We start from the raw sequence: 18,147 nt of genomic DNA, 5'->3' as shown, positions 1-18,147 counted from the left end.
CGAGCGCGCAACCCGAGCGACAGGACGCATCGATGGCTGACGACACGCGCAAGATCTCCGGGGTGACCTACACCGCGGCCGGCGAGGGGTACTTCGAGAAACGCAGCCTGAAGCGGTCGGCCGGGGTGTGGGGCCTCTGGGGCCTCGCCGTCGCCGCGGTCATCTCCGGCGACTTCTCCGGCTGGAACTTCGGCATCGACTTCGCCGGGTTCGGCGGCATGCTCATCGCCTTCGTCATCCTCGTCGCGATGTACTACGGGATGATCTTCTCGATCGGGGAGATGGCCGCGGCGATGCCGCACACCGGTGGGGCCTACTCCTTCGCGAGAGCGGCGATGGGACCGCTGGGCGGGTTCGTGACCGGACTCGCGGAGACCATCGAGTACGTCGCGACCACGGCCGTGATCGTGTACTTCTCGGCCTCCTACGCCGACGCCATCACGAGCGAGCTGCTCGGGTTCTCCATGCCGTCGCCAGTGTGGTGGGCGATCCTCTACGTCGCGTTCATCGCGCTGAACTCCGCCGGTGCGAGCATCTCCTTCCGCTTCGCGATCGTCGTCTCGATCATCTCCATCGGCATCCTGCTCGTCTTCTCCGCGATGGCGATCTTCTCCGGCCAGTTCGCCTGGGCCAACCTGTTCGACATCGCCCCCGACGCGGGCCAGACCGAGTTCCTGCCGCACGGCGTCCTCCCGATCCTGTTCGCCCTGCCCTTCGCGATGTGGTTCTTCCTCGGCATCGAGGAGCTGCCGCTCGCGGCGGAGGAGTCCCACAACCCGGTGCGCGACATCCCGAAGGCCGGGTTCTGGGCTCGTGGCACGCTCATCGTGACCGGCCTCCTCGTCCTCTTCCTCAACACCGGCGTCATCGGTGCCGAGGCGACCGGGACGGCAGGGGAGCCCTTGCTCGACGGCTTCCGGGCCATCGTCGGTGACGGTGCGGCGGCGGTCCTCGCGCTCTTCGCCCTGATCGGGCTCCTGGCCTCGCTGCAGGGCATCATGTTCGCCTACGGTCGTAACATGTACTCGCTGTCCCGCGCCGGGTACTACCCGCGGTTCCTCTCCCTCACCGGCAAGCGGCAGACGCCGTGGGTGGCCCTCGTGGCCGGGGCGATCATCGGGTTCGTCGCGTTGCTCATCGTCGACGCGGCCGGCGGATCAGGCGGCGTCGCCGGGGCGATCGTGCTGAACATCGCGGTCTGGGGCGCGGTGCTCGCGTACCTCATGCAGATGATCGCGTTCCTGCTGCTGCGGAGGAAGTTCCCGAACGCCAAGCGGCCCTACCTGAGCCCGTGGGGTGTCCCGGGGGCGGTCATCGCGGCCGTCATCGCCGCGCTCATCTTCGTGGGCTTCCTGCTCAACCCGACGTTCCTCCCGGCGATCATCGCGATCGTCGTCGTCTACGTCGTCATGCTGGTCGCCTTCGCCCTCTGGGGTCGCCACCGGCTCGTCATGTCACCGGAGGAGGAGTACGCGGTCTCGGGCGGCCTGCACGGCGACCCGGAGACCGAGGGCTACGGCGGCGCGACCGAGGCGGAGCTGCTCGCAGCCGACCGTCCTGAGGACCCGGGCTCCGGCACGGCGCGTTGACCCCCGGACGCAGCCGCCCCGATGCGGGACGGCGGCGGCGTGGCGTCCCGGAGCCCCGGCGAGTCGTACCGACACGCCGGGGCTCTCGCGCGTCGGGGACGCGGACCGCCCCCATCCGGGCGACTGCGGCGATGGGGGTCACAGCTTGTAGACTCTCCGACGTGACGGACGCACGAGCTCAGCTCATTGACCACATCTCGGCGGAAGCCGTGTTCCACGGTGACTTCACCCTGACGAGCGGCAAGAAAGCGACGTACTACGTCGACCTCCGCAAGGTGAGCCTCGACCACCGCGTCGCGCCCCTCATCGGGCAGGTCATGATCGACCTCATCGCCGACGTCCCCGACGTCTTCGCGGTCGGTGGCCTCACCATGGGTGCCGACCCCGTCGCCGCCGCGATCCTGCACCAGGGTGCCGCGCGCGGACTCACCTACGACGCCTTCGTCGTCCGCAAGGAGCCGAAGGACCACGGCCGCGGCAAGCAGGTCGAGGGCCCCGACCTCCAGGGCAAGCGCGTGATCGTGCTCGAGGACACCTCGACCACCGGTGGATCACCGCTCAAGGCGGCCGAAGCACTCGAGAAGGTCGGAGCCGAGGTGGTAGCCGTCGCCGTCGTCGTCGACCGCGCGACCGGCGCCCGCGAGATCATCGAGGCCGCGGGCTACCAGTACCTGGCCGCGATCGGCCTGGAAGACCTGGGACTCGTCTGATGTCCGGCGACGGAACCGGACGCGGCGGGGCCGGGCTGCCGGAGGAACCCGCGGACGGAACCGATTGGCTGCTCTCGCAGCTCGACGCCGACGACACGGAGGCGATCGAGACGCAGCCCGACACCGACGCGGTCGACGAGCACCCCTCGGCAGGCGTCGCTCCGGCGCCCGCTGACGACGACCGGACGCGAGTCCTGCCGGTCGTCGGCGACACCGATGCCCAGGCCGCCGCTGCTTCGTCGGTGGCTGCGCCGGTCCCGGCCGAGCCCCAGTGGTCCGCGCCCTCCGTGCCGGATGCGCCGGCGGCTCAGACGCACGCTGAACCGACGCCTGCTCCGGTCGAACCGCTGCCCGCTCCCGTCGAGCAGACGACCGCTGCCGCCGAGCCGAACCCCGCCGCCTCGGCCACTGCTCCCGGTGAATTCGCGAGCGAGGCCGAACTCCTCGCCTGGTGGCAGAACCAGGTGCCGAACCCGGCCGACGACACGACACCGGCCTCCGCGCCGCCGGCGCCGGATGCACCCAGCGCGGAGCCCGCCGCACCCGCCACGCCTGCAGCCCCGGCCGACCCGATGCCCGAGGAAGCTCCCGTCCGGTCGGAGGGTCTGCGTCACCCAAACGCCCTCGAGCTCCCGGTCGTCCCGCCGACCCCTGCCCCGGCATCGCCGGTGCCGCCCGCTCGCAACGAGCTGACGGTCGACACCGACTCCGTCCTCCAGCACGCGCCCGCCGGCACCTTCCGGCCCGCACCGACGAACCCGGTCGTCCTGCCACCCGTCGCCGACGAGCCCTGGAGCCTCGGCGGCAGCGACGACATCGACGCCGACTCAGCAGCCCCCGAGGACGTCTCGACGGCCGTCCTGCCCACGGCCCGAGCGCTCGCAGCCGACGACCCGGCGGCCTGGGCCGCGGTCGAGGCGGAGGAGATCGGCGCGACCACCGCCACCTCGTCGCCCGACGGTGGCACTCCCGCCGCACCGCTGCCGCCCGCCGCCCCGTCGGTGACGCCGTCGCCCACCGCCGCGGACCGCGATGTGCCGTCCGGCTCCGCGTCGACACCCGACGCCGAGGTGCAGGACGACGATCTGCCGGAGGGCTCCTGGAGCCTCTCCGAGACGTTCGGCGACGACGTCCTCGGCGGAGAGACCGTCGAGGTCCGTGACACGACGATCGACGCTTCGACGCCCGTCGCCGCACGCCCCGACGAGGCCACGGCCGATGAACCGGCTGCCGACGAGCCAGCTACCGACGACGTCTGGACAGCCGAGCCGGCGCCTGCCGAGTCCGCAACACCGCGGACGGATCCGCTGGCCTGGTTGACGGAACCGTTCGGTGAGACGTTCGGCGCCGCGCCCGCGGTACCGGAGGAGCAGCCGTCTCAGGTGGAACCGGTCGACGAAGCGCCCCAGCCGCTCGACACCGCAGACGAGTCCGTCGTCGGCACCATCACCGAGGAGGCGACGTCCCCGTCCTCGAGCGAGTCGGTCCAGCCGACCGCCGATTCGGATCCCGAGCCCGCGTCCGACGGCGTCGTCGCCTCCGAGCCGATCACCCCCGCGGCACCGTTCCGCTGGGACACGGTCGCAGCGGCGTCGCCCGCGAGCGCTGCGGAGCCGACCTCGCCCGCCGAGGTCCCGTGGCCCGAGACGGTCCCCGACGTCGACGCCGAACCGCTCGATGAGACGCGGCCGTTCGACAGCCTCGGCGGCCCGGGCTTCTCGGCCCTCGCGGGTGCCGCAGCCGCAGCAGCAGCCGTTCCTCCGGCGCCGACACCCGACCCCGATGCCGAGTCCGGCCGTGACGATGCGCCGGCCGACGACGACGCGACCGACACCGCCGACGTCCCCCCGGCCTTCGGCCCGCCGACCCCGAAGGCCGAGCGTTCCATCACGGAGCTCATCTCCCTCGACGGCGTGCAACCCGAGCCCACGGTCAGCCCCTTCGGCACCGCACCGTTCGTGTGGGACCTCGCTCCGAACGACGCCCTCGACCCGCTCGTGCACGCGGCTCCCACGACCCAGCCCATCCCGGTCCCGCCGGTGGAGTGGGAGGGCGCCGAGTCGTCAGCCGTGAGTGCGGAGTCCCCGTCGGAACTCGCGCTCGAGGGCGAGGTGCCCGATGCCGCGTTCATCGCCGGCGACGTCCAACCCTTCGCTCCGGGCCTCGCCGCCGTCACGCTCGGTCGCCCGCTCGTCGACGGACCCGGTGACGAGTTCGCCAGCTGGACCGACGACGCGACCGAGACCGACGGCTCCGCGCCGGACGCCGCACCGATCGTCCCCGCCGCGAACGACACGGTCGACCTCTTCCCGACGCTGTCGCTCGGTGGGTTCGACGCAGCCGTGGCGGCCGGTGGCCTCGCCGCCGCAGGGGCCGCAACCGCTGCCGGTGCCGCTTCCGGCCTCGGCTCGGACGACGACACCGTCGTCACGGAGACCTCGGCCGACCGCGCCGCCGATTCCGCTCCCGAGACGGCACCGACCCCGGTCATCGGGACCCCAGCTTCCGAGACCCCGGCGTTCGCCGTCGACCCGGAGGAGCTCGACGACGAGTTCGACGAGGAGATCGTCGAGTTCGACGCCGTCCCACTCGCTGCGGCGGGCGTCACACCGCTTCCGTCGTTCGTGCCGGACGGGGCCGTCGCCGACGGTGCGACCGATCCCACCACGGGTGCCGCCGCGTCGGATCCCGCGGTCGCTGACCAGGACTCGATCGACCCTGAGCCGGTCGGCGAGCCCGAGCCGGTCAGCGAGGAGCTGCGGCTCGAGTCGCTGTTCGACCTCGGACCGGAGACGGATGCGGTCCAGGTCGCCTCGGTCGAAGGCGCCGCGACCGACGGTGAGCCGGCTGCCACGCCGCTCGCCGACACCGAGCAGGCCGAGGACTCCGCCACGGTCGCCCCTGCCGATCCGTCCGATCAGCCCGACGCCACCACCACCGCCACGGCGGAGGCGGCCTCAGCACGGTCGCTCGCCGACGCCTTCGCCGCCGAGGGCGGCTGGTCGCTCCAGGCCGACGCGATCGCCGACCCCGATCTCCCGCTCGCCCCCGTCCCGGGCCTCGTCGCCGCCGACGGCACCGATGTCGGCGGCACGGATCCCGACGACGACACCGGCGGGTCCCGGCGGAACGGCGCCCACGCCGCCGGAGACGACGACAGCGCTCCACACACCTCCCAGGCGGCTGAGCCGGATGTCGCCTCGGACACCGCGCCCACACCGGTGACCCCCGCCTCGGTGTCCGTCTTCGGCGCACACGCCGCGGCAGTCCCCTCGCAGGGGCCGATCGCGAACGTGCCGCAGACGGCGCCGGCCGCGCTCCCGGGCGAGACGGTCGCGTTCCCGGAACTCGACGGCGCGAGCGCGCTCACGACCCCGGCCGCGGCTGCGGGTATCGTCGGCGCCACCTTGCCACCGCAGGCCACGCAGTCCGCGCCGGACCGCGATCTCCCCGAATACCGCGGAGAGCACGCGGATCAGGGCATCCCGAAGGCGCTGCTCTGGGCGGTCGTCGGCCTGGGGGCCGCGGTCCTGCTCCTGCTCGCGTTCTACTTCGGAACGCTCGTCGGTGCCGCGAACGCGGCCGGTGCGGCTGCGGACGCCACGATGCCGAGCGTGTCCGCAGGATGGTCGACGGCCGGAGCCCCGGACACCCTTTGACGACGCACCCGACGTCGTCGCGGGTCAGGCGACGTCGATGACGGTCACACCCGTCGAGCGGTCTCCGGATGCCAGGGCGACGAGTGCCGCCGGCGCCTCGTCGAGACCGATGCGGTGTTCGATGAGATCCTGCGGACGCAGCGCACCGCTCGAGACGAGCTCGAGCAGCTCCGAGTAGTCGGACGCCGGCATGCCGTGGCTGCCGTGCAGTGACAGCTCCTGCGAGATGATGCGCGGCAGCGGGAGGGTCGGTTCGCTCGAGAACAGGCCGATCTGCACCTGACGGCCCATCGGTGCCAGCGCCAGGAGGCTGAGGCGCATCGTGGACTCACGCCCGAGGGCTTCGACCGACACCTGCACGCCCGCCGGTGCGGCTTCGGCGATGCGCGCGAGGACGGCGGCCTCGTCGAGACCGCTCGAGTCGATCGTGTGCGTGACGCCGATCGACGCCGCGCGCGCCAGGGCCGAGGCGTCGATGTCGACGGCGATGACCTCGGCACCGAGCGCGACGCCGATCATGGCGGCGCTCAGCCCCACGCCGCCGCAGCCGACGACGAGCAGGCGCTCCCCGCTGCGGAGCCCGGCGCGGTGGACGAGCCCGCGGAAGGCCGTCGCGAACCGGCACCCGAGGAGGGCGGCGGCACCGGCGTCGAGGGACTCCGGCACCGGGATGAGGTTCACGTCCGCGTCGTGCAGGGCGACGAGCTCGGCGTAGGAACCCCAGTGGGTGAAGCCCGGCTGCGTCTGGTTCGGGCAGACCTGCCCGTTCCCGGCGAGGCACTGGGCGCAGCGTCCGCACGCGCACACGAAGGGCACCGTGACGCGGTCACCCACGCGGAACCGCTCGACGGCGGGGCCGACCGCATGGATACGCCCGACGAGTTCGTGGCCGGGCACGTGGGGGAGGGCGATGCCGTCGTCGTGCCCGAGCCAGCCGTGCGCATCGCTCCGGCAGAGACCCGTGGTCTCCACGCGCACGACGACGCCGGCGTCGGACGGCACCGGATCCGGCACGTCGCGGACCTCGGGCTCGGCGGTGAACTGGTCGTAGACGACGGCGCGCATGGAAGTCCTCGGTGCGTGGCGGGGCGGGAACGGAACGGTGGGGATGATGGTGGCCGAACGGCCTAGATCTCGACCTCGACGGGCTCCGTCACGAGGTCGATGACGCCGCTCAGGATCTCGTTCGGACGGAACGGGTAGCGGTTGATCTCGGCCTCGTCACTGATGCCCGTGAGCACGAGGATCGTGTGGAGACCGGCCTCGATGCCCGCGACGATGTCGGTGTCCATGCGGTCGCCGATCATGCCGGTGTTCTCCGAGTGCGCGCCGATCTTGTTGAGCGCCGATCGGAACATCATCGGGTTCGGCTTTCCGACGACGTAGGGCTCCATGCCGGTGGCCTTCGTGATGAGCGCCGCGATGGCACCGGTCGCCGGAAGCGGACCGTCCTTGCTCGGTCCGGTCGCGTCCGGGTTCGTCACGATGAAGCGCGCGCCGCCGGCGATGAGGCGGATCGCCTTGGTGATGGCCTCGAACGAGTAGTTGCGGGTCTCGCCGACGACCACGTAGTCGGGGTTCGTCTCCGTCATGGTGAAGCCGGCCTCGTGGATGGCCGTGGTGATCCCGGCCTCCCCGATGACGAACGCCGAGCCGCCCGGCTCCTGCTCGGCCAGGAAGGCGGCCGTCGCGAGCGCGGAGGTCCAGATGAACTCCTCGGGCACGTCGAGCCCAGAGGCACGCAGCCGGGCGCTCAGGTCGCGCGGGGTGAAGATCGAGTTGTTGGTGAGCACCAGGAAGGGCGTCCGCTGGTCCTGCCACTGCTGCAGAAGCGCGGCGGCACCCGGGAGGGCGTGGTTCTCATGGACCAGCACGCCGTCCATGTCGGTGAGCCAGCATTCGACCTCGTCGCGTCGTGACATGCGTTCCTCCAGGTGCTCCGTGCGGGCTGCGCGAGCGCTGCGCCGCGGGGGTGGCGCGGCGTCGGGCCCGGACCTCCAGTGTGGCACGGCGCGGGTAGGGTTGGCTGGTGCCAGAGACCCCGCTCCACCCGGACGACCCGGTCGCCGGCCCCGATCAGGCCGAGAGCCCGACGGCCGGCGTCGGTCCATGGCAGGGGGAGTGGCCGGACGACCCCTGGTACGACCCCGAGCTGCTGCGCGAGGGCGACACCCGGAACGTCGTCGACCGCTACCGCTACTGGTCGATGGAGGCCATCGTCGCCGACATCGACGACCACCGCCATCCGTTCCACGTCGCCATCGAGAACTGGCAGCACGACATGAACATCGGGTCGATCGTGCGCACCGCCAACGCGTTCGCGGCCGACACCGTCCACATCGTCGGCCGCCGTCGGTGGAACAAGCGCGGAGCCATGGTGACCGATCGCTACCAGCACGTCGAGCACCACGTCGACGTCGCGGCGCTCGTCGCCTGGGCGTCGGCGGCCGAGCTGCCGATCATCGCGATCGACAACGTGCCGGGGTCGGTCCCGATCGAGACGTTCCGCCTTCCCGAGCGGTGCCTCCTGCTCTTCGGACAGGAGGGGCCTGGGCTCTCACCGGAGGCGCTCGCCGCTGCCGACGCGGTGCTCGAGATCACCCAGTTCGGGTCGACGAGATCGATCAACGCCTCCGCGGCGGCAGCCGTCGCGATGCACGCCTGGGTCATGCAACACGTCTCCTTCGACGCGTCCTGATCGGGTTGGCCCCCGTCCGCGGGTGGTTTCGAACGGCACCCGTGTCCGTACCTCAGGAACACCTCAAGATTGCCTCAATTGCCCCCGAGGTCCCCCAAAGTGCCGACACCCCCCGGCATACTGTCTAGCGGAGCAACACTCCACCGCTGAACCCGAATCCCTCCGGCACCCGAAGCCACCGAGGGCCACCGCACGGACCCGAATCCGTGCGGTGCGAATCGGCGGTCACCCGAAGGATGAATCGAAGATGAAGCACCGCTCTGCCCTGGGAGTCTCGCCCGAACGAGGAACCCACCCGTCCAAGGTCCGTGGCGTCGCCGCGCTCGCCGTCCCCGCCGCCCTCGCGGTCGCCCTCATCGTCGGTGTCGCCGCGCCGGCTCAGGCCGAGGCCCGGCTCGACGAGGCGTCGAGCTCGATCAGTGCGACGCAGACCGGCTCGAGCGAGCTCATCGCTCCGGCCGGTGCGTTGTTCGCCTCGCTCCTCATCTGGGGGGCCGGAGCCGCCTTCGCGACGCGTCGTCGGATGCTCGCCGAACAGCGCGAGGAGGCGTCGCTGCTCTCCCGCTGAGCAGCGCGCTGCACCCGCAGCTGATCGCCGTGGCCCGAACCACGACGCTCAGCTGCTCCAGACGGAACGCGCCCGTTCCGTCGCACCGGTGGCCGCCGGGAGTCCCCCCACTCCCGGCGGCCTCCGGTGTTTCCGGGATGTGTCGGCGGGGTCTTCGCCCCGCACGAACGCCGGTCCTTCCGGTGGCTCGACGACCGTTCCGAGAATCTGCCGCGTTCCGCGTCATGATCGCGCCTCCGGTCGATCACTCAAGGGAGTGCAACGCTGTCGGGCGGACCCGAACCCGGATCGACGCGGCGCTCAGACGCCGACGTCGAACGATGCCCGACCCGAATGGGCGTCGCACGCAGCAGGCCGACCACACGCGCCGGAGCGTCGTCCGACCCGAGGACGACGCTCCTGCGCGGGCTCCTGCGCGCTCGATGGCTGCCTAGCCGATGAGGCTCGGCCGGAGGTCGCGGAGCGTCCTGGCGTGCGTCATCCGCGTCACGCCGATCGCCGAGAGGCTCAGTGCGATCGCCAGCCAGGCCAGCAGGACCCCGGCGTCCTGCAGGGCGGCGTCCATCCGTCCCCCGTACATCAACTGGCGCATGCCGTCGACGGCGTAGGACATCGGGAGCACGTGGTGCAGTGCGGCCAGCGGCGCCGGGAGTGTCTGCCACGGGAACGTGCCTCCGGCCGTGACGAGCTGGGCGACCATGAGCACGAGGCCGAGGAACTGTCCGACGCTGCCGAACCACACGTTGAGCGTCAGGATGATCGCCGCGAAGGTGAGGGACGCGAGCGCCATCATCCCGTAGGTCGCGAGCGGGTTGTGGACCTCGAAGTGCAGGGCGCCGGCGAGGATCCCGAACAGCGCGACCATCTGGATCGTGCCGAGGAGGCCGGGCGTGAGCCAGCCGGCGACGGTCACCTTGATGGGACTGTGGAGCGCCGTGATCGCGCGCCGCGAGACCGGCTTGACGATGAGGAAGAGCGCGTAGATGCCGATCCAGGCGGCGAGGCTGACGAAGAACGGCGCGAGTCCCGCTCCGTAGGTGCCCGCGCTCGTCACCGAGGAGTTGGTCAGCTTGACCGGGTCGGCGATCGTCTTGGCCTGGAGTTCGCGGGAGTCCGCGGTGGTCGCGGGGATGGCGTCCGCGCCGGACTGCAGACCGTCGCGGAGGGTGACGATGCCGTCACGGAGGGTGCCGAGGCCCGTCTGCAGGGTCGCGAGGCCGGTCTGCAGCGACGCCGCACCGTCGGCGGCCTGCTGCGTCCCCGAGGCGAGCGCTGGCATCGCGTCACTCAGCGTCCGCGCGCCTCCGGCGACCTGCTGGGCGCCGCTGTTGAGCTGGTCGACCTGCGAGACGACGGTCTGGACGCGCTCGTTCGCCGTCGTGGCGTCGGCTGCCACCGGATCGAGGAGCGCCAGCACCTGGGCGATCTGCTCGGGGGTGAAGCCGTTCTCCGCGAGCGTCTGTGAGATCTGGGCGCGGGCCGTGGGGATCGAGTCGACGAGTCGCTGGGCGGCTGCTCCGACCTCGTCACCCTTGCCGGCGAGCGTCGACGTCCCGGACGCCACCTGCTCGGCACCCGAGGCCAGTTGATCGGTCTGCGAGGGCAGACTGGCCGTCCCCGCGGCGATCTGGGCCGTGCCGGACGCGAGGGTCGCCGCGCCCGCCTGGGCGGTCCCGGCGCCGTCGAAGGCCTGCTGTGCGCCGTCGGCCAGCTGCGTGGCGCCCGAGGTGGCGTCGACGAGCTTCGTCTTGATCGTGTCGAGAGCGATGAGGAACCGGCCGGCGGCCTGACGGTTGACCGTCTGCACGATGGTCGCCTTGATCTGCTTGACGGCCTGCTCGCCGATCGTCGTCGCCAGATAGCTGTTGGCGTCGTTGGTCGTGAGCTGCACCGTCGCCTGCTGCGGGGCGTCGCCCGACGCGGAGGTGAGCGAGGTCGAGAAGTCGGCGGGGATCGTGACGCTGAAGTCGAAGGTCCCGTCGTTCACGCCCCGGGCGGCGTCGGCCGCGCTGACCTCGTGCCAGGCGAACGAGCCGTCCTCGATGAGCTGGTCGGCGATGTCGTCGCCGTAGTTCTCCGTCTCGCCGGTCGCATCGCCGGTGGTGTCGTCGGTCGCCGGCGCACCGGTGTCCTCGACGACGAGGGCGACGGGCACCTGGTCGAGCTTGGCGTACGGGTCCTGGTTCGCCCAGAGGTACAGGCCGCCGTAAAGCAGCGGGACGCACATGAGGGCGACGAGGGCGAGTCGCGACATGGGCGTGGCCCACAGGCGGGACAGTTCGGCGCGGATCATCGCGAAGATCTTCACAGGGGGTCCTTCTGGGGACGGGTGGTGCGGGATGAGGTGGTGGCTGGACGGTGGTGGTGCACGGTGTGCGTCACGACCAGTCCTGCTGGAAGAGGGGGACGAGTTCGTCCGTGGCGTTCTCGGACACCGGGGCGTCCGCGGTGGCGTTGATGGCTGTCGCCGAAGCGTCGCCGGCGATCACGAGGACGCCGTAACCGCGGGCGGCGAGCTTGCGGGCGAGGTTCCACCACTCGAGCGGGTCGCCGCCGTGGCGGTCGGGGGAGACGAGGACGAGTGCGGTGACGTCCTCCCGGAGGACCGCGAGCTCGGTGAGGAGCCGCACGCGGTCGGTCGGCGCGACGGTCGAGATCGGCTGCTTCGCGAGGTGTGCGAGGTCGAGCGACTCGAGGAACCGCGCGACGGCGAAGGGGTGGCTCGCCCGGCCGGCGAACATGAGCTCCTCGGCGACGACGCCGGAGACCGCGACGCCGCTGGCCGGTTCGGAGACGTCGGGCGCGTCGATGAGGGCGATCACGCGGCGCATCGTCTTGCGGTCGGTCGCTCCGTCGACGAGGACGGTCCCGGTGTCGGGCTTCATCCGGCCGGAGGCGATGAGGCCGAGGACGGTCGGCCGCTGCTCGGTCTCGGCGCGGGCGAAGGTCGCCTCGCCCGTCCGGAAGGAGAGGGAGGTCGGCTCGAGGACGATGCCGCCCTTGCCCTTGGAGACGCCGTCGAGTTCAACGCGCATGGGAGGACTCCTCGTTCGTGCCGGTACCGGCGGTGTGCCGGTGGGGGTCTGCGTGTCCGGTGTCGGCGCGGTCGGCGACCGCCGTGGCGTCCTGCCACGACAGACCGACAGCCCCGAGGGTGGCGAGCATGACGAGGCGGCGGCCGGCGCTCGTCGAGAGGCCGGACCGGGTCGCCTCTTCGAGCACCCCGACGGCCGTGCTCTCGACGAGTCGGGCGAGGACGCCGGCGTCGATGTCGGGGCGGATGGAACCGTCCGCGACACCGGCCTCGACGGTGCGGAGGAGGAGGGTCCGAACGGGTTCGAGGGCTGCCGCCGTGACGGCGCGGAGCGGCCCGCGGACGGCGAGCGGCGCCATGATGCGGACGTGGTCCACCTGGGCCCAGAGGACGTCACCGATGAGCGCGATGGTGGTGAGCGGGTCCTCGCCTCGGACGGCCGTGATCGACGCGGCGACGCGCTCGGCCCCAGCCACGACGACGGCGTTCACGAGCTCGTCGCGCGTGGCGAAGTGTCCGTACACCGAACGGCGGGTGAGGCCGGCGGCCGCCGCGATGGTCTCGAGGCTGGCGTCGGGGTCGCTGCGGAGCGCCAGCCGGGCGGCTTCGAGCAGCGCGAGGCGGTTCTCGGCGGCGTCGCGACGAGGGGCGCGCGACCCGCTCGCAGGCGCTTGGGTGGTGGTCATGCCAGCGATCGTACTATCTTGCACAGCGGTGTGCAATATCGATGTCGGAGAATGCGGCGAGCTCTCAGCGAGGGCTGCCAGCTTCCTCCCACGCCGGGCTCCGGGAACGGAGCTATGGTTGAACGATGACCGGTGAGAATCTGATGGCAACCCCTCCGACACTGCTGCCGGACGACAGCGCCACCGATGCCGAGTTCCACGCGGCCGTCGGTTCGATCGAGGCGCTGGCGGACCTCCTTGCGGCCCACCCCCGCTCCTCGCTCGGCTGGGCGCTCCTCGCCGACGCCGTCCACGACCCGCAGTCGCCGATCCCCGGCTACGCGGCCGCGCGGGTCGGGTACCACCGCGGCCTGGACTCGCTCCGTGCCGCCGGCTGGCGCGGTCAGGGCCCGATCCCGTGGTCGCACGCGCCGAACCGCGGGGTGTTGCGCTCGCTCTACGCGCTCCGCCGCTCCGCGAAGGCGATCGGCGAGACCGAAGAGGTCGAGCGTCTCGACACCTTCCTGCGCGAGGCCGACCCCACGGCGTCGGAGGAGATCGAGTACCTCGTCGCGGCGGCGGCCCCGCCGACCTCCGCGATCGTCATCCTCGGCTCCGACTGACCCCTTCCCCGGTCCCTGAGCTTGTCGAAGGGCGGTCCTTGAGCCTCATACCCGGTCCCTGAGCCTGTCGAAGGGCAGGCCGCGTCCCCGGTCCCTGAGCCTGTCGAAGGGCCTACAGGCCGAGCGACTCCAGGTACGCCGCCGTGTCCTGCCAGCCGTGCACGGCCACCGACGGCACCCCGAGCGCGAGGACCGGGTAGTCGTTGCCGCCCTCGTCGAGACGGTCGCCGACGAAGACCATCTCCTCCAGCGGGATGCCCGTGTGCTCGGCGAGCCGCGTCATGCCGAACGCCTTGTCGACGCCCGCCATGGTGATGTCGACGGAGGTCGAGCCGCCGGAGCGGACCTCGAGGTCGGGGAGCAAGGCCTGCACGGCGGCGCGCAGCGACTCCTTCTTCGCGCCGTCGGGGTCCCAGGCGGTCTTCTCGGCGACCGGCGCTGCCTGCCCGAGCGCGGAGAAGGTGATCTGCGAGCCGCGGTCCTCGAGGATCGGTCCCCAGGTCTCGTCGGCCCAGAGGCCGAGTCGCTTGGCCTCGGTCTCGAGCGCGCCCATGGCGCGGGCCTTCTGGTCGTCGGTGAGGTCGTGCTTGTAGACGGTGACCCACGCGGTGCCGTCGAAGCGGTCGTACCGGGTGCCGCAGGTGGGCATGAGGTGCAGTCGGCCGAGGGCCTCGGGCGACGCGGCTCCGAGCCGGTCGAGCACCTGGTTCTGGAACTGCACGATCTGGCCGCCCGAGATGATGCACACCGAGGTGCGTTCGAGGAGCGCGACGAACAGTTCGGCCATGCGAGGGTCGAGCGCGGACTTCGACGGGGCGAGGGTGTCGTCGAGGTCGAAGGCGACGAGGCGCGGCAGGGAGGTCATGGGTTCCGTTCGGTCGGTCGAGAGGACGGTCGTCGAGGGCCATCGGCAGGCAGGACGGCCGCCCGAGGCCTGAACATCCCCTCATGGTATCGAGCGCAGCCCGGGACTCGGTGCCCGTGACCCTCCTCCGGTACGATGGAGGGGTGCGTGCACGAGACGCCCGCCCGCAGAGGGTGGGCGTCCGGCCTGTCAGGGCGTGGTTCCCCAGCGGATCCGCCGGGCACACGAGAATCCGGAAGGGGCGGCATCCAGATGCCAGCAATCGTGATCGTCGGCGCCCAGTGGGGCGACGAAGGCAAGGGGAAGGCCACCGACCTGCTCGGTGACCGCATCGACTACGTCGTGAAGTTCAACGGCGGCAACAACGCGGGGCACACGGTCGTCATCGGTGACGAGAAGTACGCGCTCCACCTCCTGCCGTCCGGCATCCTGACGAGCGGCGTCGTCCCCGTCATCTCCAACGGTGTCGTCATCGACATCGAGGTGCTGTTCCACGAGCTCGAGGCACTCCAGGCCCGCGGCATCGACGTCTCGCGCCTCCTCGTGAGCGCCAACGCGCACGTCATCACCCAGTACCACCGCACCATCGACAAGGTGACGGAGCGCTTCCTCGGCAAGCGTCAGATCGGCACCACCGGCCGTGGCATCGGCCCGGCCTACGCCGACAAGATCAACCGCGTCGGCATCCGCATCCAGGACCTCTTCGACGAGAACATCCTGCGCCAGAAGGTCGAGGGCGCCCTCGACCAGAAGAACCACCTGCTGGTCAAGGTCTTCAACCGCCGCGCCATCACGGTCGACGAGATCGTGGCCGACCTCCTCGCCTACGCCGAGCGACTCCGCCCGATGGTGGCGGACACCGCGCTCGTCCTGAACGAGGCGCTCGACGACGGCAAGATCGTCCTCTTCGAGGGTGGGCAGGCCACGATGCTCGACGTCGACCACGGCACCTACCCCTTCGTCACCTCCTCCAACGCGACCTCGGGTGGTGCGGCCACCGGCTCCGGTGTCGCCCCGAACCGCCTCGACCGCGTCATCGGCATCGTCAAGGCCTACACGACCCGCGTCGGCGCCGGCCCGTTCCCGACCGAGCTGTTCGACGAGTCCGGCGACTACCTCCGCTCGAAGGGCTTCGAGTTCGGCACGACGACCGGCCGCCCGCGCCGTGTCGGCTGGTACGACGCCCCGATCGCCCGGTACGCGGCGCGCATCAACGGTGTCACCGACTTCGTCCTGACGAAGCTCGACATCCTCGACGACCTCGCCACCATCCCGGTGTGCGTCGCCTACGAGGTCGACGGCGTCCGGGTCGACGAGGTGCCGGTCTCGCAGACCGACTTCCACCACGCCGTCCCGATCTACGAGGAGTTCCCCGGCTGGCAGGAGGACATCACCGGTGTCCGCCGCTTCGAGGACCTGCCGAAGAACGCCCAGGACTACGTGCTGGCGCTCGAGGCGATGAGCGGTTCGCGCATCTCCGCGATCGGTGTGGGTCCCGGCCGCGACGCGATCGTCGTGCGTCACGACCTCGTCGACTGACCCGAGCAGCGAACGACGAGCGTCGAACGCGCCATGGTGGACGAATCCAGTCAGCCGTCCCTGCCCGGGCTGCCACCGGTCGAGGAGCTCACGAGCGGTGAGGTCAGGCCTCGCCCGGCGGTGCGGGCCCAGCGCGACACCGGAGCGCTCGACCCACGGGTCCGGCGCGCCCTGGCGACGCTCGACGACGATCCCGACCTCTCGCTCGTCACCCTCGCGAACGCGCTCGGCATCACCCGCGCGACGCTCATCCGGATCGTGCGTGAGGCGATCGGTATGACCCCGAAGGAGTACGCGGCAGGCGTCCGTGCCCGCCGCGCCTCCTGAGCGGGCGCCGATGTCAGACGGCGCAGGTGAAAGACTGTGGGGGTGAGCGACGACAACCCCTACCTCCTGCTCGGTTCCTACACCTCGGAGGCCGACGGCACCGGTGCCGGTATCAGCCTGCTGCGCCAGGACGAGGCGGGCACCCTCCGCCTCGTGCAGTCGTCGGAGGCGCAGTCGCCGTCCTTCCTCACCCTGCACCCGACGCTGCCGATCGTCTACGCCGCGAGCGAGTCGACCGGGGCCGTCGAAGCGTTCAAGCGCTCCGGCGAGTTCGGGCTCGCGCCGTTCGGCAAGCCCATCGAAGCCGGCGACTCGGTGTGCCACGTCGCGACGGTCCCCGGTGCCGACGTCCTCATCGCGAGTTGCTACGGCGACGGTCGGGTCGTGACCGTCCCGCTCGCGGAGAACGCGGCGTTCGCGGGCGACCCGCGTCTCGGTGAGGCGTCCGTCGACCCCTGGGCGTCGCCCACCGCGCTCGCTGCGGAGTCCGCGGACGCGGGCGAGGACGCGCTCACGCTGCTCGCGCTGGAGGCCGCTGTCGGCGAGGCTCTGCCGTCCCGACCGTCGCGCGCGCACGCCTCGGCGCTCCTCCCGGACGGCCGCATCGCGACCACCGACCTCGGCCACGACACGGTCCGCATCTGGCAGCTCCGTGGGTCGCGGTTGGTGCTCGACCACACCGTCGTGTTCCCGCGAGGCACGGGTCCGCGACACCTCGTCGTCCACCCGAGCGGCCACCTCCACGTCATCACCGAGTACTCGGTCGAGGTCTTCACACTCGGTGTCGACGGCACCGACGGGCACTGGCACATCCTCGCGGCGACCGTCGCCACCTCGGAGGGCGTGTCCGAGGGCGACACGGGTGCCGAGATCAGCCTCGCCGCCTCGTGCGAGCAGCTGCACGTCGGCGTCCGCGGGAGCGACCGCATCGCCACCCTGCGTGTCACCGGCGACGGTTCGCGGATCGAGGCCGTGGCCGACGTCGAGTGCGGCGGGACGATGCCGCGCCACCACCGGGAGTCGGGACGCTTCCTGCACGTCGCGAACCAGCTGTCGAACTCCATCGCGAGTTTCCGGCTCGACGAGCGCACGGGGGTCCCGACGACGCTCCTCGGGACGCTCGACGCCGGTTCGCCCACCTGCCTCATCCTCGCCTGACCGCGAGACCGGTCCGCGCGCGACGCCCGTCACCGGATACGGTGGAACGGTGACCGCACGACGCCCTGAGCCCCGCCCCATCGACGGCCGGACCATCCGCCTCGAACCGCTTGAACGCGCGCACTATCCGGAGCTGTTCACGGCGATCGCACACCCGGAGGTCTTCGCCGGTGGCTACGGCGGCGGGCCTGCGGGGTTGCCGACGACGCAGGCCGAGTTCGACGCCTTCGCGGACGGCTACTTCACGACCGGCGTGCGCAACACCTACGTCATCCGTCTCGTCGGCGGCGAGCACGACGGGCTCCTCGTCGGCACGTCCACGCTCGGCGACTTCGACGAGCCGGGGGAGGCCGCCCACCTCGGTTGGACGGCGTACGACCCGCGCGTCTGGGGCACCGCCGTCAACGCCGAGACGAAGCTGCTGCTCCTCGGGCTCGCGTTCGACGCGGGCTTCGGCCGGGTCAAAATCCAGGCCGACGAGCGCAACGAGCGCTCGCGCACGGCGATCCTGCGCCTCGGGGCCACATTCGAGGGGCTCATCCGACGGGACAAGCAGCGGGCCGACGGCACGTGGCGGACCACCGCGCTGTTCTCCGTGATCGCCGAGGAGTGGCCGGAGGTCCGGTCCGGTCTCGAGGAGCGCCTCGCCAGGAGCCCCGGCCCAGTGGCCCTCCGCGGCTGACGCGGCCCCGGAGCCCCCACCCCCGCCCGG

Annotated in this window: 16 protein-coding genes; 10 read left to right on the top strand and 6 right to left on the bottom strand. The window is 71.7% G+C overall.

Annotated elements, in window-relative coordinates; all coding sequences use genetic code 11:
- The first annotated feature begins 32 nt into the window (after positions 1-32).
- The 3 genes from HOW07_RS07075 (at position 33) to HOW07_RS07065 (ending at position 5,958) form a co-directional block, all read left to right on the top strand.
- Positions 33-1,589 (top strand): amino acid permease, encoded by a 1,557-nt coding sequence (locus HOW07_RS07075; protein WP_175116437.1) that lies wholly within the window; start codon positions 33-35, stop codon positions 1,587-1,589.
- A gap of 161 nt (positions 1,590-1,750) precedes the next feature.
- On the top strand, positions 1,751-2,299 hold the full coding sequence (gene pyrE, locus HOW07_RS07070; protein ID WP_175116436.1) for an orotate phosphoribosyltransferase: 549 nt from the start codon (positions 1,751-1,753) through the stop codon (positions 2,297-2,299).
- A complete protein-coding gene (locus tag HOW07_RS07065; protein WP_175116435.1) occupies positions 2,299-5,958 on the top strand; it encodes a hypothetical protein in 3,660 nt (1,219 codons plus the stop codon). The genes pyrE and HOW07_RS07065 overlap by 1 nt, the downstream gene beginning before the upstream one ends.
- A 24-nt stretch (positions 5,959-5,982) precedes the next feature.
- Here HOW07_RS07065 and HOW07_RS07060 read toward each other — a convergent pair whose 3' ends face one another.
- Together HOW07_RS07060 and HOW07_RS07055 are read right to left on the bottom strand one after the other, a co-directional pair.
- The gene (locus HOW07_RS07060) at positions 5,983-7,023 is read right to left on the bottom strand and encodes a zinc-dependent alcohol dehydrogenase family protein (RefSeq protein ID WP_175116434.1); all 1,041 of its coding nucleotides are present in this window, start codon (positions 7,021-7,023) and stop codon (positions 5,983-5,985) included.
- Positions 7,024-7,085: 62 nt separating this feature from the next.
- Entirely contained in the window at positions 7,086-7,880 is a 795-nt protein-coding gene (locus HOW07_RS07055) for an HAD-IIA family hydrolase (protein WP_071262240.1), read from the bottom strand.
- Between the two features lie 107 nt (positions 7,881-7,987).
- Between HOW07_RS07055 and HOW07_RS07050 the strand changes: the two genes are divergently transcribed.
- Positions 7,988-8,656: a TrmH family RNA methyltransferase gene (locus HOW07_RS07050; RefSeq protein ID WP_079001339.1), complete on the top strand. Its 669-nt coding sequence runs from the start codon at positions 7,988-7,990 to the stop codon at positions 8,654-8,656.
- A 247-nt stretch (positions 8,657-8,903) separates the two neighbouring features.
- Positions 8,904-9,224 carry a hypothetical protein gene (locus HOW07_RS07045; protein WP_175116433.1) on the top strand — a complete coding sequence of 107 codons (321 nt, stop codon included), beginning with the start codon at positions 8,904-8,906 and terminating at the stop codon, positions 9,222-9,224.
- A gap of 430 nt (positions 9,225-9,654) precedes the next feature.
- On the opposite strand, the gene HOW07_RS07040 is transcribed toward HOW07_RS07045, so the two are convergent.
- From HOW07_RS07040 to HOW07_RS07030, 3 genes are all read right to left on the bottom strand, one after another.
- Complete coding sequence (locus HOW07_RS07040; protein WP_121291556.1) at positions 9,655-11,532, bottom strand: YhgE/Pip family protein; 1,878 nt, start codon at positions 11,530-11,532, stop codon at positions 9,655-9,657.
- A 70-nt stretch (positions 11,533-11,602) separates the two neighbouring features.
- Complete coding sequence (locus HOW07_RS07035) at positions 11,603-12,259, bottom strand: hypothetical protein (protein ID WP_064295550.1); 657 nt, start codon at positions 12,257-12,259, stop codon at positions 11,603-11,605.
- Positions 12,249-12,944: a TetR/AcrR family transcriptional regulator gene (locus tag HOW07_RS07030; protein ID WP_175116432.1), complete on the bottom strand. Its 696-nt coding sequence runs from the start codon at positions 12,942-12,944 to the stop codon at positions 12,249-12,251. Before HOW07_RS07030 ends, HOW07_RS07035 begins: the two co-directional genes overlap by 11 nt.
- A gap of 125 nt (positions 12,945-13,069) precedes the next feature.
- On the opposite strand from HOW07_RS07030, the gene HOW07_RS07025 reads away from it, so the two are divergent.
- A complete protein-coding gene (locus HOW07_RS07025) occupies positions 13,070-13,546 on the top strand; it encodes a DUF3151 domain-containing protein (protein ID WP_064295552.1) in 477 nt (158 codons plus the stop codon).
- A gap of 112 nt (positions 13,547-13,658) precedes the next feature.
- Here HOW07_RS07025 and HOW07_RS07020 read toward each other — a convergent pair whose 3' ends face one another.
- On the bottom strand, positions 13,659-14,411 hold the full coding sequence (locus tag HOW07_RS07020; protein WP_064295553.1) for an HAD-IIB family hydrolase: 753 nt from the start codon (positions 14,409-14,411) through the stop codon (positions 13,659-13,661).
- A gap of 252 nt (positions 14,412-14,663) precedes the next feature.
- Here HOW07_RS07020 and HOW07_RS07015 point away from each other — a divergent pair, with 252 nt between their 5' ends.
- The 4 genes from HOW07_RS07015 to HOW07_RS07000 are packed head-to-tail and all read left to right on the top strand — an operon-like array spanning position 14,664 to position 18,117.
- Positions 14,664-15,950, top strand: coding sequence for an adenylosuccinate synthase (locus tag HOW07_RS07015; RefSeq protein WP_064295554.1), 1,287 nt, complete (start codon positions 14,664-14,666; stop codon positions 15,948-15,950).
- 33 nt (positions 15,951-15,983) lie between these two features.
- Positions 15,984-16,277, top strand: a complete 294-nt coding sequence (locus HOW07_RS07010) for a winged helix-turn-helix transcriptional regulator (protein WP_064295555.1) — start codon at positions 15,984-15,986, stop codon at positions 16,275-16,277.
- Between the two features lie 42 nt (positions 16,278-16,319).
- Positions 16,320-17,435, top strand: a complete 1,116-nt coding sequence (locus HOW07_RS07005) for a beta-propeller fold lactonase family protein (RefSeq protein WP_175116431.1) — start codon at positions 16,320-16,322, stop codon at positions 17,433-17,435.
- A gap of 49 nt (positions 17,436-17,484) precedes the next feature.
- Complete coding sequence (locus tag HOW07_RS07000) at positions 17,485-18,117, top strand: GNAT family N-acetyltransferase (protein ID WP_079001349.1); 633 nt, start codon at positions 17,485-17,487, stop codon at positions 18,115-18,117.
- The last annotated feature ends 30 nt before the right edge of the window (positions 18,118-18,147 follow it).

The organism is Plantibacter sp. MCCC 1A11337 (genome assembly GCF_013349365.1).
Taxonomy (GTDB): domain Bacteria; phylum Actinomycetota; class Actinomycetes; order Actinomycetales; family Microbacteriaceae; genus Plantibacter; species Plantibacter flavus_A.
The sequence above is the reverse complement of the archived record's forward strand: the minus strand, read 5'-3'. Positions and strand labels throughout refer to the sequence as shown.